The organism is Actinomadura sp. NAK00032 (genome assembly GCF_013364275.1).
Lineage (GTDB): Bacteria > Actinomycetota > Actinomycetes > Streptosporangiales > Streptosporangiaceae > Spirillospora.
Genome location: NZ_CP054932.1, coordinates 1,472,061 through 1,495,097, shown reverse-complemented (window position 1 = coordinate 1,495,097; position 23,037 = coordinate 1,472,061). Strand labels below are relative to the sequence as shown.

The window sequence follows — 23,037 nt, the reverse complement described above, 5'->3', positions numbered from 1 at the left end:
GCCGTCTCTCCGGACGGCGAAGCACCGCCTGCTTCCGCGGGCCGTGCCCCGGCCGGCCGGCCACGATGTTCCCGTGTGGTCCGACGGTTCGGGGCGGGGGATCCGGGAGGGGAGGTCCCCCGCCGCCGAATCACGGGGCTCGGCGCGTCAGGGTCGGCGCGTCAGGCGCGGGCCTTCGGGGCGGCGAACAGCCGCAGCCTGTGCGCGGTGGCCGCGGCCTCGCCGCGGCTCGCCACCTCCAGCTTGCCGAGGATGTTCGACACGTGGACGCTCGCCGTCTTCGCCGAGATGAACAGCGCCTCGGCGATGTCGCGGTTGCTGCGGCCCTCCGCCACCAGGCGCAGCACCTCGAACTCGCGGGGCGTCAGCCCGAGCGGCGCGGACGCGTCGCCGCGGCGCGGCGACCGCACCCGGCGCAGCATGTCGGCGATGTCGGCGGCGAGCAGCGGCGCCCGCAGCTCCTCGGCGAGGTCGCCGGCGGTGCGCAGCGCGTCCGAGGCGGCGTCGTGGTCGCCGCCCGCGAGCAGCGCCTCCGCCGACCGGAGCAGTGAGCGGGCACGGGCGTAGGGGTTGCCGAGCGTCTCCCACGTGGCGGCGGCCTCCGCCCAGGCGGCCTGGTCGAGGACGCCGCGAGCGCGGGCCAGCTCGGCGGCGAACGTGAGGCAGTGCGCGTGCTGCAGCGGCCCGCTCGACGTCAGCCCGGCGGCCCGCTCCTCGATCCGGGCCAGCTCGCCCGCCGCGGCGTCGCCCAGCTGCGCGCAGGCCGCGGCGCCCGCGAGGAGCACCGGCCACGCGTAGCGCGCGTCGTCCGGCATGCCCGCCTGCTCGACGACGGGCCGGACCGCCTCCAGCGCGGCGGCGGGGCGCCCCTCGGCCAGCGCGATGTTCGCCTCCAGCCACAGCGTGCTGAAGTAGTCCTGCGTCTTCAGCCACTCCGACTTCAGCTTCTTGATGTCGCGGGACGTGGCGAGCCGCTCCCGCGCGGTCGGGAGGTCGCCGCGCGCGAGCGCCACCCAGCCGGTCAGGACGAGCAGCGACGTCCGGGTGGTGATGGCCGGGTCCTGCGCGAGGGCGCGGTTCATCTCGGCCATGGCCTCGTCCCACCGGCCGAGCGAGACCAGCGGCTCGGCCTGGTTGATGCACAGGAACGTGCCCTGGGTGCGGGCCACCCCGTACTCGCGGGCCAGCTCCTTGCCGTGCGCCGCGACCGAGGCGGCCTCGGCGTGCCGGCCGGCGCCCTCCAGGAAATGCGACTTGATCACGTAGTAGCGCAGCAGCACCTGGTGGTTCTTGGCACGCTCCACGGTCGCCTCGATCTCGGCGAGGTCGGCGTCGTTCTCGTAGTCGGTGTCGGCGCAGTACCGCGTGATGAGCGCCTCCGCCTCGGCGAGCGGGTCGCCGAGCCGGCGCGCGACCGCCAGCGACTCCTCCGCCGCGTCGCGCGCCGCGCCGATCTCGGTGGTGACGCGCACGTAGTTGCCGAGCATGGACAGCGCCCGCGCGCGCAGCACGGTCGGCGGCTCGGCGGGCAGCGCCTTGACGGCGGCGCGCAGGTCCTCGACGAAGCCGGGGCGCGCCATCTGGTACCGCATCCTGGCGCGCAGCACCAGCAGCATCGCCCAGCACTCGGTGTCGCGCTCGCCGTCGGCGGCCTCGATCTCCTTGAGCGCGGCGGTGACGAGCTTGATGCCGCGGTCGTACTCGCCGGCGAGGTCGGCGGCGGTCGCGGCGTCCATCAGCACCTTGACGAAGCCGGCGTCGATGCGTTCAGGGGCGTCGGGGACGAGGTCCCACAGCTTGAGGACGCGTTCGAGCATCGCCAGGCACTCGGCGTGGGCGAGCGCCTTGCGCGCCTCACCAGCGGCGCGCCAGGCCGCGACCAGCGCCCACGTGCTGTCGTGGGCCTGCTTCCAGTGGTAGCTCAGCTCGACCCACAGCCGCCCGGCGGAGACCAGCGACGGGTTCTCCTCCAGGGTCTCGGCGTAGCGCTTGTGGAGGCGCGTGTGCTCGCCCGGCAGCAGGTCGTCGTGGATGGCCTCGCGGATCAGCGCGTGCCGGAACGCGTACCCGTCGCCGTCCACGACCAGGACGTTGGCGGCGACGGCGGGCCGCAGCACGCGGGTCAGCGCGGCGTCGCCGAGCCCCGTCACGGCGGCGAGCAGCGCGTGCTCGATGCGGGTGCTGCTGCCGCTGGCGTCGCGCAGGACGTCCTGCGTCTCGTCGGGCAGCCGCTGCACGCCGGCGAGCAGCAGGTCGCGCAGCGACTCGGGCAGCTCGCACGCCAGCCCGCCGTCGTCGTCGAGCAGCGCCTCGATGAACAGCGGGTTGCCCTCGCTGCGCGCCTCGATCCGCTCGACGAGGCCGGGCGGGGGGTGCTTGCCGAGCAGCTGGGCGACGAGCGCGGACACATCGGCGCGGGTCAGCTTGCCGAGGTCGGTGCGGCGCACCCGCTCCAGCCGCTCCAGCCCGGCGAGCAGCTGCCGCAGCGGATGGGTGCGGTGCAGCTCGTCCGTCCGATAGGTCAGGACGACCAGCACCGGCCCCCGGCCGAGGTTGCGCACGAGGAAGGCCAGCAGGTCGCGGGTGGAGCGGTCGGCCCAGTGGGCGTCCTCGATGACGAGCACGACCGGGCCGCGCTCGGCGAGCCGCTCCAGCAGCGACAGCACGACCTCGAACAGCCGGGCGCGCTCCTCCCCGGACGCGGCGTCGGACTCCGGCTCGCCGAACTCCGGCAGCAGCCGGGCGAGGCTCCCGGTGTCGCCGCGCGGGACGAGCGCCGCGACGCCGTCGATGCCGATCTCCCGGACGAGGCCGCGCAGCACGGTGGTGAACGGCGCGAACGGCAGGCCGTCGGAGCCGAGCTCCAGGCAGCCGCCGACGAGGACGTTCGCCTCCCCCTCGACGGACCGGGCGAACTCCCTGATCAGGCGTGTCTTGCCGAGTCCGGCGTCACCGCCGACGAGGACGGCCCCGGGCGCGGCGGCGAGGGCGTCCCGCAGCTGGGCCAGCTCCGCCGCCCGGCCGACCAGAGCGGGACTCATCGCACGCGCGTTCACGCACCCAGCATGCCAAACGGCTCGGACAATCCCACCCGAATTTCATTCCGTGAGACGCCAGCCCTGGCCTCGGTGCTCGTCCGGCCCGGGCACGGCCCCGCCCTTCAGCGGCGGGTGGACGGCGGTCCGGACGGGCCCCTCGTCCTGCACCTTCCGGTGCGCGAAGTGGTCGAGCGCGAGCATCTCGGCGTGCGAGAGAAGGGGCGCGACGGGGGCGCCGGCCCCGGTCAGCCGCTCGACGGCCTCGGCCTGTGTGAGCTTCGCCACGGCCGCGGTCACCGCCCCGTCCAGCTCGGCGATGCGCCCCAGCCGCTCGGCGAACGGGACGCCGGCGTGCGCTTCGATGCCGAGCGCGCGGCAGGTCGCGGCCCACAGCCGCTCCTCCGACACCACCCCGAGCGTGATCTTGCGGCCGTCCTTCGTCGGGTAGACGCCGTAGCCGGGGACGGGCCCGGCGCCCGAGCTGCGCGTCGCCGCCGGGACGGTGCCGGTCCAGTGCGCGAGGACGTCCGCCATGCCGAGGTCGACGCGGTCGCCGACTCCGGTGGCGCGGGCCCTGAGCACGGCCGCGGTGATCGCGAACGCGGCCATCGTGGCGGCGGCCATGTCCGCGAGCGGGAGGTCGTCGGCCTCCGGGGAGACGGCGTCGGGGGGCAGCGCGGCGGCGTAGGCCCGGTAGTTGATGTCGTGGCCCGGAACGTCGCGCAGCGGCCCGTCCGCCCCGTATCCGGAGATCGAGCAGTAGACGAGCCGCGGGTTGAGCGCGCGGAGCGCCTCGTGGCCGGCGCCCAGCCGGTCGGCCACGCCGGGCCGGAAGCCCTCGACGAAGACCTCGGCGTCGGCCGCGAGCCGCCGCAGCTCCGCGAGGCCGTCCGCCGACTTCAGGTCGAGGACCATGCTGCGCTTGTGCCGGTTGAGGACGTCGAAGTGGTCGCCGAACATCCGCATCGGCTCCCCGCCCGGCGGCTCCACCTTGATCACGTCGGCGCCGAGCTGGGCCAGCAGCAGCGTGGCGTACGGGCCGGGCCGCCACATCGTCAGATCGAGGACGCGCAATCCGTCCAGCGGCGCCATGGCGCTCCTCTCGCGCGGGGATCGTCGCGCTCACCGTGCCGGGTGCCACCACCTGTCGTCAAGCGAGCGCTTGGTCGTTGTTGACGCGGAGTCCAATCGGGGTAAGGCTGGCCGGGAGGTGGTCACCGATGCGGTTCTCACTCTTCTATGAGCACCAGTTGCCGCGGCCCTGGAGCAACGGGCAGGAGCAGAAGCTCTACCAGGACGCGCTCGACCAGGTGGAGATCGCCGACCGGGTCGGATTCGACTACATCTGGGAGGTCGAGCACCACTTCCTGGAGGAGTACTCACATTCGTCCGCACCCGAGGTGTTCCTGGCCGCCGCGTCGCAGCGGACGAAGCGGATCCGGCTCGGGCACGGGATCGTCCAGCTGCCGCCCGCCGTGAACCATCCGGCGCGGATCGCCGAGCGCGTCGCGACGCTCGACCTCGTCTCCAACGGCCGGGTCGACTTCGGGACCGGCGAGTCCAGTTCGAGCGCCGAACTCGGCGGCTTCGGGGTGCGGCGCACCGAGAAGCGCGCCCAGTGGCAGGACGCCATCGACGCCATCACCCGGATGTTCGTCGAGGAGCCCTTCGCGGGCTGGTCGTCCGACCACATCCGGATGCCGCCGCGCAACGTACTGCCGAAACCGGTACAGAAGCCGCACCCGCCGCTGTGGGTGGCGTGCTCGCGCCGGGAGACGATCGAGTTCGCGGCCCGCAACGGCATCGGCGCCCTGTCGTTCTCCTTCGTAGAGCCCGAGGACGCCGGCAAGTGGGTGGACGAGTACTACCGCCTCATCGCCTCCGAGGAGTGCGTCCCGGCGGGCTTCGCGGTGAACCCGAACGTGACCGTCGTCCTGCCGATGATGCTGCACGAGGACGAGGCCACCGCGATCGACCGCGGCATCGACGGCGCGCACTTCTTCGCGTTCGCCCTCGCGCACTACTACGGCCCCACGCCGCACGACCCGGGCCGGACGAACGTCTGGGAGGAGTTCCAGGCCCACCGCGACGCCCGCGGCTTCTCCCGCGAGCAGGTCATGGCGAACGCCGAGACCCTCAACGTCAACATCGGCTCGCTGCGCGGCGCCGTCGGCACGCCCGCGCAGGTCATCGACCTGATCCGGCGGTACGAGTCGGCGGGCGTCGACCAGATCGCGTTCGTCCTGCAGTCGGGGCCGAACGAGCACGAGCACATCTGCGAGTCGCTCGAACTGTTCGGGACGGCCGTCCTGCCGCACTTCACCGAGGGCCGCGAGGAGCGCGAGGCCGCCAAGGCCGAGCGCCTCGCCCCCGCCATCGAGGCCGCCCTCGCCCGCCGCGCCCCGGCCCGGACGGCACCGGCCGGCTACCGCATCGACGAGGACGCCGAGGTCGCCCGCGCTGACCGCTCCCGCCATCCGCTGCGCGGGGACATCCGCGCCGCGAGCCGCCGCCGGTTCCGGCAGGGCTTCTACCGGCTCGTCCACGGCCGGACCGACGAGCAGATCGAGCGCCGCTTCGGTCCGAGCGGGCAGCGCCTGTTCTTCGCGGGCATGGCACGCGCCTACGACCCGTCGGCGTCCGGCGGCTTCACGGGCGAACTGGAGTTTCGCCTGACCCGCACCACGTGGACGCTCGTGCTCGGCAAGTCCAGAGCCCGCGCCCACCCCGGCCCGGCCGACGACCCGGCCCTCACCCTCACGGTGAAGACGGCGGACTTCCTGCGCATCATCGCCGGCGACGCCAACCCGGCGACGCTCCTCATGGAAGGCCGCCTGGAGTTGCGCGGCGACTACGACCTGGCGCCCCGCCTCAGCGAGATGTTCGGCGGCCCGTCCCCGTACTGACCCCCGTGGCGGCTTGGTGGTGGCCGTAGTCCCCCGATGACCACGGCCACCGCATAGTCAGACGTCCACACCCCCCGCAAGAGTTCGCAATCCGCCGAAAAACCTCGATCACCATCTCCCGTGATGCTTTACCGTCACGGGGTGTTCTCCCTCCAGGAACCCCCGCTTTTCGCACGCCTGAAGAAGGCCCGCAGCGTTCTCGTCGCGGGCGCGGGCGGCGGCTTCGACGTCTACGCAGGTCTCCCCCTGGCCCTCGCCCTCATGGAGGACGGGAAGGACGTCCATCTGGCGAACCTGTCGTTCAGCGCGCTGTACGGCCTGCCGTCCGAGACCTGGCTGGAGGCGGACGTCGCCGCCGTGACCCCAGCGACCCCCAGCCGCGACGACTACTTCCCCGAGGGCGCACTCGCACGCTGGCTCGACCTCCACGGCCTCCCGTCCACCGTCTACGCGTTCCCGAAGGTCGGCGTCCAGCCGCTCCGCGCGGCGTACCGGTACCTGGTCGACCACCTCGGCCTGGACGCGATCGTCCTCGTGGACGGCGGCACGGACATCTTCATGCGCGGCGACGAGGCCGGCCTGGGCACCCCAGAGGAGGACATGGCGAGCCTCGCCGCCGTGCACGGCCTAGACGTCCCCGAGAAGATCGTCGTCTCCCTGGGCTTCGGCGTGGACGCCTACCACGGCGTGAACCACACCGACGTCCTGGAGAACCTGGCCGCCCTGACCGCGGACGGCTCCTACCTGGGCGCCCTGTCCATCCCCCGCGACAGCCGCGAGGCGGCGCTCTACCTGGACGCGGTCGAGTACGCGCGGGCGGCGACGCCCGCGCGCCCGAGCATCGTGAACGGCTCGATCGCCGCCGCCGTCCAGGGCCGGTTCGGCGACGTCCACTCCACCGACCGGACGCGCGGCAGCGAACTGTTCATCAATCCGCTGATGGCGATGTACTTCGCCGTCGACCTGGACGGACTGGCCCGCCGCTCCCTCTACCTCGACCGCCTTGAGGACACCCGGCTCATGCGCCAGATCAGCTCGGTCGTCGAGACTTTCCGGTACGAGATCCGTCCTCGTCCGCCCCGCCAGTACCCGCACTGATGGACGGACGTCCGGCGATGACATCGCTCAGCCAGTCGCCGAGCCGCTGCACGGGCCGCCGGTAGCGGCGTTCGCGCACCTGCGCCCGCCGCTCCTTACGCGACCCCGGCCGGTACCTCCGGCGCGCCCACGGCGAATCCGGCCGGGCCAGCCGGACGGCCCCGACCAGCCCGACGACGCCGACGAACACGCCGATGAGGCCCGTCCAGACCTTGCCCTTGAGCAGCGCGACCACGGCCACGCACAGGTCGAGCACGATGACGGCGACGATCACCCATATCCCGTCCCCCGCCACGTCGCTCACGCCCAAGGGCTTCAGGCCGAGCAGCAGGAGGCCGCACAGCGCGATCGTGATGAACACGACCTCGACCGATAGGCGGCCCTGCTCGCTCCAGTAGACGTCCTCCAGGTGCAGGACGAGCGCGAACTCGTCCAGGACCAGCGCCGTCCCGACCCCGAACACGGAGGCGGCGGCCACCGCGAGCCCGGACGAGTCGTCCTGGACGACGAGCCCGCTCACCCCGCCCACGCACATGAACACCAGGCCGAACACCACATGGTGGATGTGCTGACCGCCCGGCGTGACGTTGCCGGGCCACCACCGCACCTGCCGCCGGATCATCCGCACGCTGAAGCGGATGAACAGGAATCCGGCGATGAACGCCAGCAGGAAGCAGAACAGCCGGAGCCGCCCCGTGTCCGCGATCTCCCGCGTGAACCAGTCCCCCACACCGCCCCTCTTCCCCGGCCCGGGCGAAGCTCACTTTCACACGGGCTAGCGGAACTGGGTTTTCAGCCGCGCCCACACGGTCTTCCCCTCGAACTCCGCCCGGACCCCGTGCTCCTCGGAGAGGTATTCGACAATGCCCAAGCCCCAGCCGCCGGGGTCGGGAGCATCGTCGGGCACGGGCGTTTCCGGCATCGAGAGGTCGGGCGCCGCCCCCTTCGGATGGACCGGCGAGGTGTCCCAGACCTCCACCCGAAGGCCGTCCTCGGCCAGCGCCAGCCGCAACGACACGGGCCGGTGGCGCGTGGCGCGCACGGCGTTGGTGAGCAGCTCAGAAGCCACCAGGACGGCGTTCTGCACGGTCTCCTCCGCCACTCCCCACTGGAGCGCCTGCGACTCGACGATCAGCCGCCCCTCCTGGACGACCTCGGGCTCCGCCAGAAACCCCCGCCGCATCACCCAAGGCCCGACCGCCGTCCTTTCCACTCGAACCAAACAGTCCGTTTTGTCGAACTCACCCCTCCGCAGATCCCGCCCGAAGATCATTTCTCCCACCACTCCCATCGCTCGCCGTGTGCAATTCGCTACACATCGTGGGAGCTTTCAGTTATGGTCGGAAGTGGGACGAGCTTTACCCAACTCGATACTTCCCGGGGGTAACTCATGGTGAATCGGAAGCGACTCGACCCGACCGAGTCGACGGCCGCACTTTTCGGGGCAAAGCTCCGCAAGCTTCGGGACAAAGCCGGACTTTCCCAAGCCCAGCTCGCGGAGGCGGTCGGCTACTCCCACGACACGATCTCGAAGGTCGAGACCGCCGCCCAGGCCCCGTCCCCGCAGCTCGCCGAACTCCTCGACACCCACTTCGGCACCGACGAGCAGTTCCAGGAGCTCCAGCCCCTCGCCGTCAAGGAGGGCATCCCAACCTTCTTCCGCCCCTACGCCGACCTGGAGAGCACCGCCAACGCAGTCCGCGTCTACGAGCCGGTAGTCATCACGGGACTCCTTCAAACCGAGGAGTACGCACGGGCGGTGCTCAGCCCAGGTCAGCACGCAAATGCCATCGATCCGGCGGTCGCCGCGCGAATGAACCGCCAAGAGATACTGCGTCGAGAACGACCGCCGTGGGTGGTCATCATCATGCTGGAAACGGTAGTCCGGAAGATCGTGGGAGACAGGGAGACCACCAGAGCGCAGCTCGCTCAGGTTCTGGAACTCTCCAAGGAACCCAACATCAACGTCCTGGTCGTGCCAGGCGACGCTCAGGTCTTTCCCGCAGCGGGGTTCACGCTGTTCAGCCTGGAGGACGAGCCGGAAATCGCCTTTGTGGAAGGCGCAGGCGGCACAGGTCGGGTGATCGAACTAAGCTCTCATGTCAAGGAGCTCCGGCGATTGTGGGACTTGATCAGCAACTCGGCACTGACCGACGTGGCCTCGGAAGCTCTGATCCGAGAGGTGATGGAGGGCTTGTGAAAGACGTCAAGCGCGTCACATGGCGCAAGAGCAGCTACAGCAGCCAGGAAGGCGGCACCTGCGTCGAACTCGCCAACCTCGACACGACCACGGGCGTTCGGGACAGCACCGACCCGGACGGGCCCGTCCTCCACTTTGGACGGGACGCCGTGACCGGGCTGCTCAACCGCATCAAGTCCGGCGAACTCGACCGCTAGCCGCCCCCTGCAAGCAAGGCCCCCTCTCCGGAGGGGGCTTTTCCACTTTTTCGGCCACTCAGTGACACAGCGAACCCTCGCCATCCGTCCCCCGAAGGCACAGCATCTAGGTGCGGACCAGCCTCACCACTACCGGAGGACGACCTATGAAGAACGGAGCACGCACCACCTGGCGCAAGAGCAGCTACAGCACCCAAGAGGGCGGTCAGTGCGTCGAGACGGCGGATCTGGAAGCCACTCTCGGCATCCGCGACAGCACCGACCCGGACGGGCCCGTCCTCCACTTCGGACGGGACGCCGTGACCGAACTCCTCAACCGCATCAAGACCGGCGAACTCGACCGCTAAGAGCGAGGACCGAGCGCACCCCGGACACATGGGGCGGCGCGTCCGGGCTGGGAGGCCAGATGCGAGGGCCGATCTGCCCGCCCGCTCAACTCGTCCGTGGTCAGGCGGGGGTGGTCGGCCAGGCCAGGGAGCGGCCGGGCGTGTAGGCGGCTTCCGCGTCGAGGACCCCGCCGAGTTCGGCGAGGTGGTCCAGGGTGCGGACGGGCAGTTGGCTCTCGCTCATCCGGGCGCGTAGGAGGGCGAGGACCCGGTCGTAGCCCGGAATGGCCCGCCGCCCGGTGTTGAGGGAGTACCACCATTGGCCGTTCAGGTACTTCGCGAAGTCGGCGGCGAGCCGGTCGTCGTCGTCCAGCCCGGTGATGCGGGCGACGTCGGCGCGCAGCCCGAGCGTCCCGAGGACGTGGTCCAGGCCCTGGGTCGCGGTCATCGACGGGTAGCGGCGCCCCGAGGCCGGTACGGACGCGAACCCGAGGGGCGCGCCGAGGACGGGTGAGACCCAGGTGCGGGCGCCGGCGACGTAGCCGACCGCCGTGATGGGCTCGTTCAGGGCCGCCATCCGGACACCGGGGATCCGGGCGAGCCTGTAGTCGCCCTGCCTGATCCCTTCACTGTCGTTCAGGACGCGGAGTTGGTCGGGGTCGACCATGCAGACACGCGCCTCCAGCGTCGTGCCACGGCAGTACTCGGTGTGCAGGAGCAGTTCGCCGTAGAGATACCCCTGGCCGTGGATTCCGCAGCCCGCCACATCGGCGTCCGCGAGCGTGGCGCGAAGGACCGGGACGCACAGATCGACGCCGTTCGGCGAGCGGTATCCGTAATTGTCATGCTTGATGCGCAGGGTAGCGGGGTTCCGGTTCGCGCCGTAGGCGAGCACCGCCACGCGTTCTTCCAGGCGGGGAAGCCCGCGCGCCGTCAGGAGCGCGTCCAGCTCCGTGTCATGTCCGGGAACCGAGAACGTGGCGCCGCCCTCATGGCCCAACGGATGGACCCGGTCGTTCAGCAGGACGTAGTCGTGGTCGGGACAATCGCCGGGATAGAGGTCGGGGTATGTCCTGGCGGGTTTCCAGTGGCCGACCTCGCCGGGAATCGCGTCCAGTCCAATGGGGCCGGCCATCTCTCTCCTCGCGTTCGCGGGCGTTCACATCTCCTCATCGGCGGCGGCCCTGTGGAGCTCGCGGCCGCCGCCGGTCGCCGGCCGCCAATGCCACTCGACGCGGTACCGGGCCTCGGCGGGAAGCCAGCGGCCCTTGTCCGGAACGATCCGCCAGTGGGCGACGGTACCTCCGCTCACCAGGATCGGGCCGTTCTCCCGGTCGGTCTTCTTCTCCGTCCTCCGCCCGGTCTGCACGAACCCGGTGATGTCGTCGGCCGGGTGCCGCTCGGGCAGCAGGAGGACGAAGACGAGCGCCAGGGTCGGACGGTCGATGTGGGTCTCGAAGTTCTCCAGAGGCACCCGGTCGTAGGCCCCCGTGAAGGTCACCTCGTTGATGACGCGCACCACGGCGTCCATCGCGAGCCCGCGCAGGTCGACGCCCATCGCGCAGTTGACCGGCATGTGCTGCGACTCGATCGGGCCGAACTCGTGCCCGGCGCCGGGATGGGAGACGCACCGCGCCTCCAGCGTGCCGCTCGTCCCGTAGAAGGAGACGAGCCCGTTGCCCTTCTCGGCGTTCCGGCGCACGAGATAGGTGTCGGTGAGAACCGTCACCCCCGGCTCGCCGGGCGACCGGCGCAGGTCGAGGACCTTGACGACCTCGTCGACGCTGAAGGACGCGTCCTCCCGGAAACGTCCGAACTCCGTCGCCTCGCCCCCATGCGGAACCCGGTTGCCGCGCCAGTGCCAGCTCCGCTGGATGACGGCGCCGGAAACCGTGGCGACAGCCCCGATCATTCCCACGATGAGTTCGGTCTCCATGGGATCTACCGCCTCCCACTCGTCCCCGCCCCACGGGCCGGGCGGCCCGGACCGGCGCGACGAAGCGCCCGGACGAGTACACCCCGCGCGCACGCCAGTCATGTAGGTACAACTGCACAGTGGACCGCCAGTAAGCGAACCCTGACCTCCGGGCGACGAAGCGACCGTCCACACACTGAGGACACCGGCGTACGGCTCGCGGGCGCTGGACCGTTAAGCGGCTCCCCCTCCGGAGAGGGCTTTACCGCTTTTTCGGCCGCTCAGCAGCACAGCGAACCCTCGCCATCCGTCCCCTGAAACCACAACATACAAGTGCGGACCAACCTCGCACTGCCGGAGGACCCATGAAGGACAGCCCACACCCCACCTGGCGCAAAAGCAGCTACACCAGCCAGGAGGGCGGCACCTGCGTCGAACTCGCCAGCCTCAACACGACCACGGACATCCGCGACAGCACCGACCCCGACGGGCCCGTCCTCCACCTCGGACGGGACGCCATGACCGAACTCCTCAACCGCATCAAGACCGGCGAACTCGACCGCTAGTGCTCTGACCGGGAACGTTTGCCGGGGCGGTAGCTTCGCCTCGTTAGTCTGCACAGCGTGATCAACTCATACGCGAGCTCCGACGATGCCGCAGTCGCGATAGCCGGGGCGCGGGCCGGCAGGGGACGTGGTCCGCGACATGTACGGCCAGCGGCTCGACCGCATTGACAAGGGTGCCGGGGACTTTGCCACCGCCGCCGATGTGGAGGCCGAATAGGCGATCCTCGGCGTCATCCGCGCCGCGCGGCCCGATGACGCGGTGTTCGGCGAGGAAGGCGGACAGCAGGGCGCCGCCGACGCTGTGCGCCAGTGGCTGGCGGATCCCCTGTGCGGCACGCTGAACTACGCCGTCGGCAACATGCTGGTGGCCATCAACGTGGCATGACAAGGCCGGCGACGCACCGCTGACGCCCACGCCCGCCACCCGTCTGATGGACGTCAACCTGGATCCGCCATTCCCAAGCGCGCCGGGAATCCGGGCCGTGGATCTGCTGGCCCACCCGAAATTCATCGAATGTTTCCGGCCGCGCGTCGTATCCACGACGCTGGCGCTGGCCTGGGTGGCCGCCGGCAAGCGCGCCGCGTATGTCACCGATGGCGGCGACCTCCCCAGGAGCGTGCATTTCGCAGCCGGCATCGGGCGCCGAGGCCGCTGCGCCGGTTGCGGCGCGGTTCCTCAAGGCCACCGGGTGCGGAGCCGAGGGCAGGCCGCCATCCTCGCAGCCGAGGTGCTCACCGTGCCTGTTGAGCCCTTGAGGTCGACCAGGCCGTCCAGCCCCGGCTGAGGACATACGCGGCCAGCAGCATGAGCGTGACCACTCCGTCGGCGATCAGCACCGCGTCGGCGCCGTCGGTCCCGCTGCCGAAGGACAGGGCGGCCAGTGTCAGGCCGAGCTTGTTGAGGATGGCCAGCTCCCAGATCCCCGCGTAGAGCCGGGGCCGGTAGCCCAGCAGCAGGAACACGCCCGCGAAGACACCGAAGCCGAGCATGCGCCAGGTCTCGACCATGCGTGTGGCCGGTCCGGCGTCCGCGACGTCGCCCACTGCGCCGGCCACCGCGGCGACGGCGCCGGCAGCGGCGAGGACGAGCAGGGCCCGTGCGACGCGGTCACGGATCCGCGCGGAGCCGGTGCCGGTCTTGAGGTGACTGGAGTGGGCAGGAGCGGGCATCGTCGACATCTCTCTCCCTAACGGCGTTAGGACGCTAACCTAACACCGTTAGGGCATCCTGGAAAGGCGGGACGGATGGCTTCCCACGTACTGAGCCGGCTCACCCCCCGAGCCCGGGAGATCGTGCAGACCGCGCGGCAGCTCCTCGAGCAGGAGGGCCCCGATGCGCTGTCGATGCGTCGCCTCGCCGCCCAACTCGGGATCCGCGCCTCCTCCATCTACGAGCACCTGCGCGACAAGCAGGCACTGGAGGCGGCGCTGATCTCGGTCGGCTTCGAGGAGCAGGCCGAACTGTTCGCGCAGGCCGTCCAGCGTTCCGACGATCCGATCGCCGCCCTCACCGTCGCATACCGCGACTTCGCGCGCCGCCAGCCGAACCTCTACCGGCTGATGGCCGAGCGGCCTCTGCGCCGCGACCTGCTCACCCCCGGCGTCGAGGAGGCGGCCGCCATGCCGCTCCTCGACGCCACCGGCGGTGACCACGAACGCGCACGGGCCACCTGGGCCTTCGCGCACGGCATGGTCATCCTCGAACTCAATCAACGCTTCCCACCTGACGCCGATCTCGACACCACCTGGCGCAAGGGCATCGACGCGTTCCATGGCACGAGCCGCTAGTACGGTGCCCACGAACGTTCGCCGGTGCGATCACGCTGCCCCGGGTGCGCGGGCGGCGCCAGCGTCGTTGTCGTTCGCTGCGGATGCGGGCGCGTTCGCGGCGTTGGGCGGCCAGGACGTCGGAATGGCGGGCGTCGACGTTGCGCCACCGCAGGTAAGCGTGCAGTCCGCGGGCGCCCATGTGCGGATCGCAGGGATCTTGTTCGCCGACAGGTTGCCCATGATCCAGGCCCCCTCTCCGGAGGGGGCTTTTCCGCTTTTTCGGCCGCTCCCTGCCACAGCAAACCTCGCCATCCGTCCCCCGGAGGCACAACATCGAAGTGCGGGCCGATCTCATCACTGTCGGAGGACCCATGAAGCACGGGCCATACCCCAGCTGGCGCAAGAGCAGCTACAGCGGCGGTGACACTGGCCAATGCGTCGAACTCGCCAACCTTGGCACCACTCTGGGCGTCCGGGACAGTACCGACCCCGATGGGCCCGTCCTCCGGTTCGGGCGAAACGCTGTGAGGCGGCTGGTCCTGTCCATCAAGAGCGGCGGTTTCTCTCACCCGGTGCAGGACGAGGAGTGACGCGTTCGTTCATCGCGGGCGGGACCGGGATTCGCGGGGGTCGCCGTGCTCCACGGTGCGCGGACGCGGACGGACCAAGACAGTTCGCCTGCCGCCCGCACGGACTCGGCCGGCGCACCGGTCGACAGCCGGACGGTCATGACGACGGCGTCGCGCGGGTTGCCCTCGTCCGGAGGCAACCAAACGCCGCAAAGACGCGTTGACCGATCATGGATGGGACGCTGGCATGGCCGTTGGTGGTCTTGCTGATCGTGGTGTTCATGGTCGAACGGCTCTGGCGGTGGGCGCGCGGTGTGCACAAGTCCGACAGGTCGGCATCGGCGGCCGGCCTCGAAGAGCTGACGGCCATGTTCTACGGCTCGAAACGCCTGGAGCAGGAGCAACGCGAGATCGACTACATGCTCCGCGACGACGAGTACGACGGCGCGCCACCCACGAATTCCGTCGACCTCGATGCCGGAGTTGCCCGAATTCACCGACAGCACAGAACAGAATGACCCATCCGCGAGCGGGTGCGTCATCGCGGGCGGCAAGGCCTGCCGATCCCTCGGCATCAACTCTCCACCCCTGGACGATCTTGGCTACGGGGCGGCAGACCGGTTCTGATCGTCCTGGAAGTGAGCCGGTTCTCCTGCGATAACACTGCGTGTGAACGGCGCACGTTCGCTGAGCAGGTTCCGGTGGTGACGAGGCGGCACGGCCCGTCGGTCGGCCAGGTCCGCGCCACCTCTTGATCACGACGTGCTGCTACGCGGGCGTTCGTGGACGAGTGTCGGAGGGCGGGTCTGACACGTCGCATGTGTCAGACGAAGGAGAAGTGCGCGGCGGCTTCGGCGGGCGTGGTCGCTTGGCGACGTCCGGGGACATCGTGGACGCTGGTCGCGCCCTCGGAGCGGAGCTGGTCGGCACCCGCGTCCCGGCTCATGATGGCGGCGTAGGCACGGATGTCCGCGGCGGCGAGGTCCGTGCGGCCTCGCTCAGTGTACTGCTGGAGAAGGTCGGTGACGTCCGGGTCGAATCGCAGCATGGTCACCGGGGCGTTGAAACGCCTGGCGATGGCGATGAGTCGTGCACGTGCCTGCGGCGTGACGTTCGTCGACTCGGCGACTGCGCTGCGCCCGGCGGCGAGCCTGGCGACGATCCTGCGGTCGCGTTCCTCGAAGATCCGTGCTTCCGCCTCGTCGGATTTCGCCTGTGCGGGTGAGGTGCTGAGAAGCTCCGCGCGGATCTCGTCGCTGGACACCACGGCTTGCGCGTCGATCTGCCGGTGCGCGATCAGCGCCCGAACGAAGCTGGTCTTGCCCGAGGCCGGTGGACCGACGAGGACGACGAGTCCGGTCGGCACCCAGATGCGGCAGCGGCCCGCCATGATCGTTGGCCATGGCGGGCGGGCGACGGGCGGGTGAGCACCAAGCGGCGGTGCCGACTCAGGGGGCGGTGTGCTCAATGGCGTTCGTTCCCGGTGCCGGAGGGGGACGGTTCGTTGGGGGTTCGGGGAGCCAGTCGCGGGTCGGGTCGTATTCCAGCCATCGGCTCCGTCCGGCTTCCGCGGCGCAGGCGGCGGTGAGGCCGTCCAAGCCCGGGTGGCCGTTGCCGGTGCGCCACAGCAGCGACCAGGCGTACAGCAGCGTCGGGTCGACCAGCGGGACGGACGCCAGCCCGGGGATCTCCGGCAGGGGCACGTCGGCGGGCAGCAGCGAGAAGCGTCGCGGGTCGGCGGCGACTTCGGTGAGGAAGTGGACGGGGCCCAGGTTGATGCTCGCGGCCCTGTCCTGGATGTCGAACCGGTCGGCGAACTGGTGGAGGAAGTCGAGCCGGTCCAGCGCGCCGGGCGCCCACAGCACGCTGCCGCACAGCTGGTCCGGTCGCAGCGCCGGTTCGGCGGCGAGCGGGTGGCCGGTGCTCAGTACGGCGTCCACCGGTTCGAGGCGGACGAGGCGGTGCGCCAGCCCGGCGTGCAGCGGAGGGTGGACGCGGCCGAAGGCGGCGTCGATGTCGCCGTGCAGCAGGGCCGCCGCCACCGACGGCAGATCACGGCCGTGGCCCAACTCCAGGTTCCCGGCCGGCCCGGCGACCTGGGCCAGCGTCCGCATCGGCGCGTAGAGGTGGCCCCAGACGTCGACGCGCAGCGGACGGTCCGTCCCGATGGCAGCGGCGACGGCGGCATCCGCGGCGGCGAGGGTCTGCCGGGCCGGCCGGAGGAACCGCCGTCCGGCCTCGGTGAGGAGCATCCCGTTGCCGCCGCGCTGGAACAGCCGCGTCCCGAGCAGCGATTCCAGCCGCGCGATCCGTTTGGACAGTGCCTGCTGGGAGATGGCGAGCGTCCCGGCGGCCCGTCCGAAGTGCAGTTCCTCGGCGGCGCGGACGAAGGCACGTACCTGCGCCAGGTCGAGGTCCATGGCCCTCACCATAGGTGACAACCGAAAGTTGTCGGATACTTCCGGCCGTTGTTGGATCACGGGGCGGCCGCGGGGGTTGCATTCGCGGCATGCGAAGACTGATTCCGACGGGGGACGCGGCGCGGCCGGTCGCCTTCGCCGAGGCTCCCCAGCCCGTCCCGGAGCCCGGTGAGGCACTGGTCAGGGTCGAGGCGTTCGCGCCGAACCGGGGCGAGACGTTCCTCCTGGAGAACCCGCGGGCGGGGCTGCTGCCCGGCAAGGACATCGCGGGGCTCGTCGTGCAGGCCGCGGCCGACGGCTCGGGCCCCCGCGCGGGCGCCCGCGTGGTCGGGCATCCGGGGCAGGGCGGCTGGGCCGAGTACGCCGCCGTTCCCACGCACTCGCTCGCGGTGCTGCCGGACGGCGTCGACGGCGTCCGGGCGGCCGCCCTGCCGCTGGCCGGGATCACCGCCCTGCGGCTGCTGCGCACGGCCGGTTCCCTGGCGGGACGGCGGGTGCTGCTGACCGGTGCCTCGGGCGGGGTCGGCCACTACGTCGCGGAACTGGCCGTCGGAGCGGGAGCCGAACTGACCGCGGTGACGGCCACGCCGGTGCGCGGCGAGCGGCTCGCGGAGATGGGCGCGCTGGTGGTGCACGCCGTCGCGGCGGCCCGGGGGCCGTTCGACGTCGTCCTGGAGTCGACGGGCGGCCCGGCACTGCCGGCCGCCCTGTCCAAGGTGCGTCCGGGCGGGCTGCTCGTCTGGTTCGGGCAGGCGAGCCACACCCCGGCGACCCTCGACTTCTTCGATCTCCTGAACGGACCCGAGCGGGTCGCCATCCAGCACTTCCACTACGCCGGCGCACCCTACGGCTGCGACCTCGCGGCCCTGGTGCGCCTGGTGGAACAGGACCGGCTGCACCCGGAGATCGGCCGGACCGCCGACTGGACCGAGACCGCCGCCACCCTGGTCGACCTCCGCGAGCGCCGGATACGCGGCAAGGCCGCCCTGCTGACCGAAGGAGCGATGTGAGCGTCACCGAGTTCGCCGCCGCGCAGTGGACGCGCGCCACCGGCGCGGGCGTCGACCCCCACGAGTACCGTCGCGTCACCGATGGCCTCGCCTCCGTCGCCGACTGGGGCCCGGCCTTCACGCGCACCGGGCACGCCCACCTCCAGCGCGCGGAGGAAGCGGACTCGCCCGTCTCCGCGGGCGAGCACCTGCTGATGGCGGCCCGGTGGTTCCACCTGGCCACCCTGGCGCCGTACCCGGAGGCCGCCCGTGCCGCCGCCGCCGCGGACCGTGCCCTGAGCAGGGCGATCACGCTGCTGGAGCCCAGCGGCCGACGGGTGGGCGGCGAGGAATTCACCGGCTGGCTGCGCGGCCCCGCCGACGCGCCCGCCACCGTGGTCGTCGTCCCCGGCCTGGACTCGGCCAAGGAAGAGTTCCTCGACCTGACGGCCGCGCTGCTGGCCAGAGGACTGGCGGTGTTCGCGATGGACGGCCCCGGGCAGGGCGCACTCGCGGCCACGACGCCCCTCAGACCGGACTACGAGCAGGTCGTCGGCCGGGTCATCGACGCCCTCGGCGTCGCCCGCGTCGGGCTCGTCGGCCTCAGCCTGGGCGGCTACTTCGCCGCGCGCACGGCGGCGCTGGAACCGCGCGTGGCGGCGGTCGCCACCGTCAGCGGCCCCTTCCGCCTCGACTGGGACGAACTGCCGCCACCGGTGAGGGACATCATGGCCGGACGCACCGGCGGCCCCGGCGCGGCCAGCGAGTTCGCCCGCCAGGTGGACCTGACAGACCTCGCACCCCGCGTCACCGCCCCGCTGCTCGTCGTGGACGGGGAACAGGACGTCATCCCCGGCGTGACGAACGGGGAGCCGCTGGCCCGTCTCGCGCCGCACGGCACCTACCTGTCCGTCCCGCACGGCGACCACCTGCTCGGCAACGCACGGCCCGACTGGCTGCCCCACCTTGGCGACCACATCGCCCACGCCCTGATCGGAGTACCCGAATGAACCGCTTCACCAGGAAGACCATCCGGGACGGGACGTTCTGGGTGGATCACGCCGGGCAGTTCTGGGCGGGCGGCCTCCCGTCGCACGGTGTCGCTGTCACAGGCGGCCGCCACTTCCATGCCTAGCCGCCGGGCCCAGACCGCCAGGTGCAGCCCTCTGCTCAGCCCGATCACACCGATGCGCATGCGTGCGTCCCAGGCGGGTTAGGCGATGACCGCGAGCAGGGCCGTGATGGACGCGGTGAGGTCGGCGTCGCCGGACGCCGTCGAGCGCTCGCGGGCCTGATCCACGGTGATGCCCCTGGTCGCCAGCCGCCAGAAGGCGTCCTGGTCCATGGAGACGTGTGCGGACGGCTCGCCGTGGGGCTCGGCCATCCGCCATCGCCCGTCCTGCCGAGCCACGGTCCACCGGCCACCCGCCGGGCCGAGCACTTCCAAGTGGGCCGTGCTGCCTTCGGGACGGTCGTGCATGCGCAGGGCATGCGGCAGGCCCCGCGCGAAGAGGTCGAGCACTGGGGCCATGAGATCGGGTTCCAGGGCGCCCGGTGCGGAGACCGCGTCGCGCACCTGCTGCTGGTGGACCCAGAACTCGGTGTATTCGCGGCCGATGTCCAGCCAGGCCGGGCTGTCTACGTCGTCGGCGGCCCAGGAGACGTTCAGGTCGGCGGCGGCATGGAGGTCTCGGGACGCCCACATGGCGTCCAGTCGCGGCCCCAGATCGTCCAGCAGCTCGATCATCAGCTGCGGGCTCAGCTGCCGGGACGCCCGGACGAACTCGTCGTTGGTGCGCGCCAGGTAGCCGGGAAGCGTCTCGTCATCGGCGAACACCGCGCCGCCGTACCCGTCGCGGCTGCCGGACAGGCGCCGCATGTAGTCGTTGAGGACGTGACTGACGACGTCGTGGACGTCCCAGCCGGGGCACACCGTCGGCGTGGCCCACTCGGCGGGTGTCAGGGCCCGGAGCAGGTCGAGCATGGCCTGCCGCTCGCGCGGGAACAGGGGACGGACGTCGACGGCCGGTCCGAAGATCATGCCGCGACCCTACCGACGCCGGTCCCGTTCTTCCTGCGGTTTTTCGGGCGACCGGGGCCGGGCCTTCCGCCGTCAGTCGCGTTTGAGGACGCCGGTCAGACCGGCGACCACGGCGGTGCCCAGGATCCAGCCGGCCGCCGTGAAGGCCCACGACCAGTACTGGGCCGCGCCGCCGGGCTGCCATGCCTTCTGCTGGCCGAGGTCTCCGATGGGCAGCAGCACGTCGAGGGTGTATCCGAGGGCGCTGAAGGACGGAGCGGTCGTCGCGGCCTTCGTCATCTGATCGGGGTCGAAGACCTGGGTGCCGAGCACGAGGAGGGCGGCCAGCCAGAGGGCGGCCAGCCAGGTGCGGTAGCCGTAGCCGACGGTCAGGTACAGCAGCCAGTTCGCCAGCTTGCCGGGCGCCCTCAGCACCGTGCGGCGGCGCCACTGCTTGGCGATGGCGACCTGCCGGGCGGTCCTCTCGTGGCCGGTGCGCCGGTAGGCGGCGGCGAGCTGGTCGTAGATCTGCGGGGTGTAGCCGCCACGATGGCGGGACGCCCAGCGCAGCCGCGACCGGACGTCCGCCTCACCGGTCAGCGTGTCGTAAGTGAAGCCTTGCAGCAGGAGCGTGGCGGGCCATGTCCGGTGGTCGTCCTCGTAGATTCCGACCTGCGTACCGGTGAGGTTGATGAGCCCTTCGGGGGCTTGCCGGGGCCGGAGGATGAGCGCCTGCGCCGTCGCGTAGCCCAGGTCGAGCGCCTGGCGGCGGGGCCTGGTGAGGACGGCGTCGGCCAGTTCGATGTGGCCGCCCACGCGGGCGCCGGAGAGCTGGAGCCCGCCTTCGGCGGTGAACCCTCGGCGGCACATCAGGTCGCCGTCGACGCTGAGCCGCACCGCGTACAGCGCGCGGCGTCCGGGGTTGGCGAGCCGCGCCCCGCTGAAGTCGGCCACTCCGCCGATCCTGGCCCCGACGAGGCGGACCTCCCCCTCGGCCGACAGGCGGCGGCCGTACACGGACTGCTCGACGGTGAGCGCGTCAGCGGTCAGCGCCTGGCCGTCGGGGTCGGCGAGCACGGCGTCGTCCAGGTTCAGCGCGCCGCCGATCCGGGCGCGGACGAGCTGGACCTCGCCCTCGGCACGGAAGCCGCCGGTCGCGTGCACGTCCTGGTCGACGACGAGCCCTTCGCCGCTCAGCGCCCGCGCGCCGGGGTTGGTCAGGCGGGCGCCCGCCAGGACCAGCGTCCCGTCGATGCGGGCGCCGGTGAGCCGGATCTCCCCGTCGGCCGTCAGGCCCTCGGCCAGCACACCGTCGTCCACGGCCAGGCGGTCGGCGGTGAGCGCGTCGGCGCCAGGGTTGGCCAGGTGCGCGCGGGTCAGATCGAGCCTGCCGCCGATGCGCGTACCCGGGAGCCGCACTTCCCCGTTGGCGGACAGGTCGCGGCAGAAGGCGTCGTGCCCGACCGTGAGTCGGGCGGCGGCCAGCGCGGCGGCTCCGGGTGCGTCCAGGTGGGCGCCGTCCAACGCCAAGGTGCCGTTGATGGCAGCCCCGCGCAGATGCACCTCGCCGTGGACGGTGAGGTTCCGGCAGAGCATGTCTCGCGCGACCGTAAGCCCATCGGCGACCAGGGAAGGGGTGCCTGGGGCGCGCAAGACGGCATCGCTCAGATCGACCGTCCCGCCGATGTCGGCTCCCGCGAGGCGGATTCGCTCGGTCGTAAAGCCCCGGTTCAGCTCCAGGTTGCCGGTCGTCCGCAGCTGGTCGGCGATGAGCGCCGGAACGCGACAGCCGGGCAGGCGCACGGACGGCGCGGTCGCCTCGCTGAGGACGAGCGGCTCGTCGAAGTGGCAGTCGGCCAGCAGCAGCGGGCACGCCAGCTCGGCCGCCTCCAGGTCGAGCGCGCCCGCGATGCGCGCCCCGCGCAGCTTCAGCGCCCTCGGCCGCCCACCCTCCGGTGCCCGCTCGCCCGTCAGCAGCTCGGCCAGCAGGGCGGCGCGCACCTGGCGGTCGGCGTCCGTCCCGGCGGCCCGGACGTCGGCCCGGGCGCCGGTGGCGGCGGCTTCGATGAGCCCGCGTTCGGCCGCGCTCAGCTCCCCGAACCGCGGGTCGGGGTCAGGATCGGTCATCGCGGCGGCGTTCTCAGGTGCAGCCCTCGAACTGGGGGACGGTGATGGCGATGTTCAACCCGGACGTGGCGAACCACTGGTCGAGGAGCGTCTCGGCGGCGCCGTTCTGGTACATGCCGGTCAGGATGCGGTTGACCTCGCGGCAGCCGCTCACGTCGCCCTTGCGCAGGCCGATGCCGTAGCGCTCGTCGGAGAACGGCGCGTTCACCACGGTGACGCCGGAGCGGGGAAGCGCCGCGTACCCGGCGAGGATCAGGTCGTCGGTGGAGACGGCGTCCAGCCGTCCGGCGGTCAGGGACTTCACGCACTCGGCGTAGGAGCCCGCCGAGACGAGCTCGGCGAGGACCCTGCGCTCCTCGGTCACCCGCCGCCAGGAGTTCGACCCGGAGACCTGGCAGAGCTTCTTGCCGCGCAGGTCGCGCACGCCCTTGATGGTGCGGTCGCCCTGCCGGACGAGGATGTCCTGGTGCGCGACGTAGTACGGCCCGGCGAAGGTGACCTTGTCCTTGCGTTCGGGCGTGATCGAGTAGGTCGCGATCACCATGTCGACCGTGCCCCGGCGCAGGGCGCTCTCGCGCTCGTTCGAGGCCAGCGGCTTGAACGTCAGGTCCTTCGGCGCGACGTCGAGCTGTCCGGCGACGTAGGTCGCGACGTCGATGTCGAAGCCCTTCAGCGAGCCGTCCGGGGCTTTCAGGGCGAGGCCCGGACGGTCGTCGTTGACCCCGATGACCAGGGTGTCCCGGTCGGTGATGGACGGCGGCTCGTCGGCGCCGTCCACCAGCGGCGCCGCCACCACGGTCGCCGCCAGGATCAGCGCGGACAGCCCGGCGAGGGCGGCCGTCGCGGCGAAGGTGAGCGTGCTGCGGGCGGCATGCACGGAGGGCTCCCGTCTTTCG

Annotated in this window: 24 protein-coding genes and 1 pseudogene; 12 read left to right on the top strand and 13 right to left on the bottom strand. The window is 71.6% G+C overall.

The genetic code is table 11. The features are described 5' to 3' along the window. Positions 1-161: 161 nt before the first annotated feature. Positions 162-3,056: an AAA family ATPase gene (locus tag HUT06_RS45135; protein ID WP_302931785.1), complete on the bottom strand. Its 2,895-nt coding sequence runs from the start codon at positions 3,054-3,056 to the stop codon at positions 162-164. 42 nt (positions 3,057-3,098) lie between these two features. Further along, positions 3,099-4,130 (bottom strand): CaiB/BaiF CoA-transferase family protein, encoded by a 1,032-nt coding sequence (locus HUT06_RS07085; protein ID WP_176194976.1) that lies wholly within the window; start codon positions 4,128-4,130, stop codon positions 3,099-3,101. A 128-nt stretch (positions 4,131-4,258) separates the two neighbouring features. On the opposite strand from HUT06_RS07085, the gene HUT06_RS07080 reads away from it, so the two are divergent. Then, the gene (locus HUT06_RS07080) at positions 4,259-5,944 is read left to right on the top strand and encodes an LLM class flavin-dependent oxidoreductase (protein ID WP_176194975.1); all 1,686 of its coding nucleotides are present in this window, start codon (positions 4,259-4,261) and stop codon (positions 5,942-5,944) included. Between the two features lie 123 nt (positions 5,945-6,067). Next, complete coding sequence (locus tag HUT06_RS07075; protein ID WP_217711232.1) at positions 6,068-7,042, top strand: DUF1152 domain-containing protein; 975 nt, start codon at positions 6,068-6,070, stop codon at positions 7,040-7,042. Here HUT06_RS07075 and HUT06_RS07070 read toward each other — a convergent pair. Both HUT06_RS07070 and HUT06_RS07065 read right to left on the bottom strand, forming a co-directional pair. Then, positions 6,975-7,772 (bottom strand): hypothetical protein, encoded by a 798-nt coding sequence (locus tag HUT06_RS07070; protein WP_254715023.1) that lies wholly within the window; start codon positions 7,770-7,772, stop codon positions 6,975-6,977. The genes HUT06_RS07075 and HUT06_RS07070 overlap by 68 nt on opposite strands. Before the next feature lie 45 nt (positions 7,773-7,817). Next, entirely contained in the window at positions 7,818-8,225 is a 408-nt protein-coding gene (locus tag HUT06_RS07065) for an ATP-binding protein (RefSeq protein WP_176194974.1), read from the bottom strand. Between the two features lie 207 nt (positions 8,226-8,432). On the opposite strand from HUT06_RS07065, the gene HUT06_RS07060 reads away from it, so the two are divergent. From HUT06_RS07060 to HUT06_RS07050, 3 genes are all read left to right on the top strand, one after another. Then, positions 8,433-9,242, top strand: coding sequence for a helix-turn-helix transcriptional regulator (locus tag HUT06_RS07060; RefSeq protein WP_176194973.1), 810 nt, complete (start codon positions 8,433-8,435; stop codon positions 9,240-9,242). Continuing rightward, complete coding sequence (locus HUT06_RS07055; protein ID WP_176194972.1) at positions 9,239-9,439, top strand: DUF397 domain-containing protein; 201 nt, start codon at positions 9,239-9,241, stop codon at positions 9,437-9,439. Before HUT06_RS07060 ends, HUT06_RS07055 begins: the two co-directional genes overlap by 4 nt. A gap of 146 nt (positions 9,440-9,585) precedes the next feature. Continuing rightward, a complete protein-coding gene (locus HUT06_RS07050; protein ID WP_176194971.1) occupies positions 9,586-9,786 on the top strand; it encodes a DUF397 domain-containing protein in 201 nt (66 codons plus the stop codon). A 100-nt stretch (positions 9,787-9,886) separates the two neighbouring features. Here the strand turns inward: HUT06_RS07050 and HUT06_RS07045 are convergent, their stop codons facing one another. Next, positions 9,887-10,900 (bottom strand): hypothetical protein, encoded by a 1,014-nt coding sequence (locus HUT06_RS07045; RefSeq protein WP_176194970.1) that lies wholly within the window; start codon positions 10,898-10,900, stop codon positions 9,887-9,889. A 24-nt stretch (positions 10,901-10,924) separates the two neighbouring features. Continuing rightward, positions 10,925-11,701, bottom strand: coding sequence for a hypothetical protein (locus HUT06_RS07040; protein WP_176194969.1), 777 nt, complete (start codon positions 11,699-11,701; stop codon positions 10,925-10,927). A gap of 344 nt (positions 11,702-12,045) precedes the next feature. Between HUT06_RS07040 and HUT06_RS07035 the strand changes: the two genes are divergently transcribed. Then, positions 12,046-12,246 carry a DUF397 domain-containing protein gene (locus HUT06_RS07035; RefSeq protein WP_176194968.1) on the top strand — a complete coding sequence of 67 codons (201 nt, stop codon included), beginning with the start codon at positions 12,046-12,048 and terminating at the stop codon, positions 12,244-12,246. Positions 12,247-12,505: 259 nt separating this feature from the next. After that, complete coding sequence (locus HUT06_RS43745) at positions 12,506-12,631, top strand: inositol monophosphatase family protein (protein WP_217711231.1); 126 nt, start codon at positions 12,506-12,508, stop codon at positions 12,629-12,631. A 347-nt stretch (positions 12,632-12,978) separates the two neighbouring features. Here HUT06_RS43745 and HUT06_RS07025 read toward each other — a convergent pair whose 3' ends face one another. Further along, positions 12,979-13,416, bottom strand: coding sequence for a hypothetical protein (locus HUT06_RS07025; protein ID WP_176194967.1), 438 nt, complete (start codon positions 13,414-13,416; stop codon positions 12,979-12,981). A 75-nt stretch (positions 13,417-13,491) separates the two neighbouring features. On the opposite strand from HUT06_RS07025, the gene HUT06_RS07020 reads away from it, so the two are divergent. Beyond that, a complete protein-coding gene (locus HUT06_RS07020; protein ID WP_176194966.1) occupies positions 13,492-14,034 on the top strand; it encodes a TetR/AcrR family transcriptional regulator in 543 nt (180 codons plus the stop codon). Positions 14,035-14,092: 58 nt separating this feature from the next. On the opposite strand, the pseudogene HUT06_RS45550 reads toward HUT06_RS07020, so the two are convergent. Beyond that, positions 14,093-14,206: pseudogene (locus tag HUT06_RS45550) on the bottom strand (IS630 family transposase); the annotation flags it as partial. A 181-nt stretch (positions 14,207-14,387) separates the two neighbouring features. On the opposite strand from HUT06_RS45550, the gene HUT06_RS07015 reads away from it, so the two are divergent. Both HUT06_RS07015 and HUT06_RS07010 read left to right on the top strand, forming a co-directional pair. Continuing rightward, a complete protein-coding gene (locus HUT06_RS07015) occupies positions 14,388-14,606 on the top strand; it encodes a DUF397 domain-containing protein (RefSeq protein ID WP_176194965.1) in 219 nt (72 codons plus the stop codon). Between the two features lie 209 nt (positions 14,607-14,815). Continuing rightward, complete coding sequence (locus HUT06_RS07010; protein WP_176194964.1) at positions 14,816-15,103, top strand: DUF6191 domain-containing protein; 288 nt, start codon at positions 14,816-14,818, stop codon at positions 15,101-15,103. Positions 15,104-15,408: 305 nt separating this feature from the next. On the opposite strand, the gene HUT06_RS07005 is transcribed toward HUT06_RS07010, so the two are convergent. Beyond that, positions 15,409-15,975 (bottom strand): ATP-binding protein, encoded by a 567-nt coding sequence (locus HUT06_RS07005; protein WP_176194963.1) that lies wholly within the window; start codon positions 15,973-15,975, stop codon positions 15,409-15,411. A 58-nt stretch (positions 15,976-16,033) separates the two neighbouring features. Further along, complete coding sequence (locus tag HUT06_RS07000) at positions 16,034-17,005, bottom strand: LysR family transcriptional regulator (protein ID WP_176194962.1); 972 nt, start codon at positions 17,003-17,005, stop codon at positions 16,034-16,036. 89 nt (positions 17,006-17,094) lie between these two features. Between HUT06_RS07000 and HUT06_RS06995 the strand changes: the two genes are divergently transcribed. Further along, positions 17,095-18,015 (top strand): zinc-binding dehydrogenase, encoded by a 921-nt coding sequence (locus tag HUT06_RS06995; RefSeq protein WP_176194961.1) that lies wholly within the window; start codon positions 17,095-17,097, stop codon positions 18,013-18,015. Then, complete coding sequence (locus tag HUT06_RS06990; RefSeq protein ID WP_176194960.1) at positions 18,012-19,004, top strand: S9 family peptidase; 993 nt, start codon at positions 18,012-18,014, stop codon at positions 19,002-19,004. Before HUT06_RS06995 ends, HUT06_RS06990 begins: the two co-directional genes overlap by 4 nt. Before the next feature lie 203 nt (positions 19,005-19,207). Here HUT06_RS06990 and HUT06_RS06985 read toward each other — a convergent pair whose 3' ends face one another. The 3 genes from HUT06_RS06985 to HUT06_RS06975 all read right to left on the bottom strand — a co-directional run bounded on the left by HUT06_RS06985 (position 19,208) and on the right by HUT06_RS06975 (position 23,018). Continuing rightward, positions 19,208-20,035: a maleylpyruvate isomerase family mycothiol-dependent enzyme gene (locus HUT06_RS06985; protein ID WP_176194959.1), complete on the bottom strand. Its 828-nt coding sequence runs from the start codon at positions 20,033-20,035 to the stop codon at positions 19,208-19,210. Positions 20,036-20,107: 72 nt separating this feature from the next. Then, a complete protein-coding gene (locus HUT06_RS06980; RefSeq protein WP_176194958.1) occupies positions 20,108-22,141 on the bottom strand; it encodes a hypothetical protein in 2,034 nt (677 codons plus the stop codon). Positions 22,142-22,154: 13 nt separating this feature from the next. After that, positions 22,155-23,018, bottom strand: a complete 864-nt coding sequence (locus HUT06_RS06975) for a glutamate ABC transporter substrate-binding protein (RefSeq protein ID WP_176194957.1) — start codon at positions 23,016-23,018, stop codon at positions 22,155-22,157. Positions 23,019-23,037 lie beyond the last annotated feature (19 nt).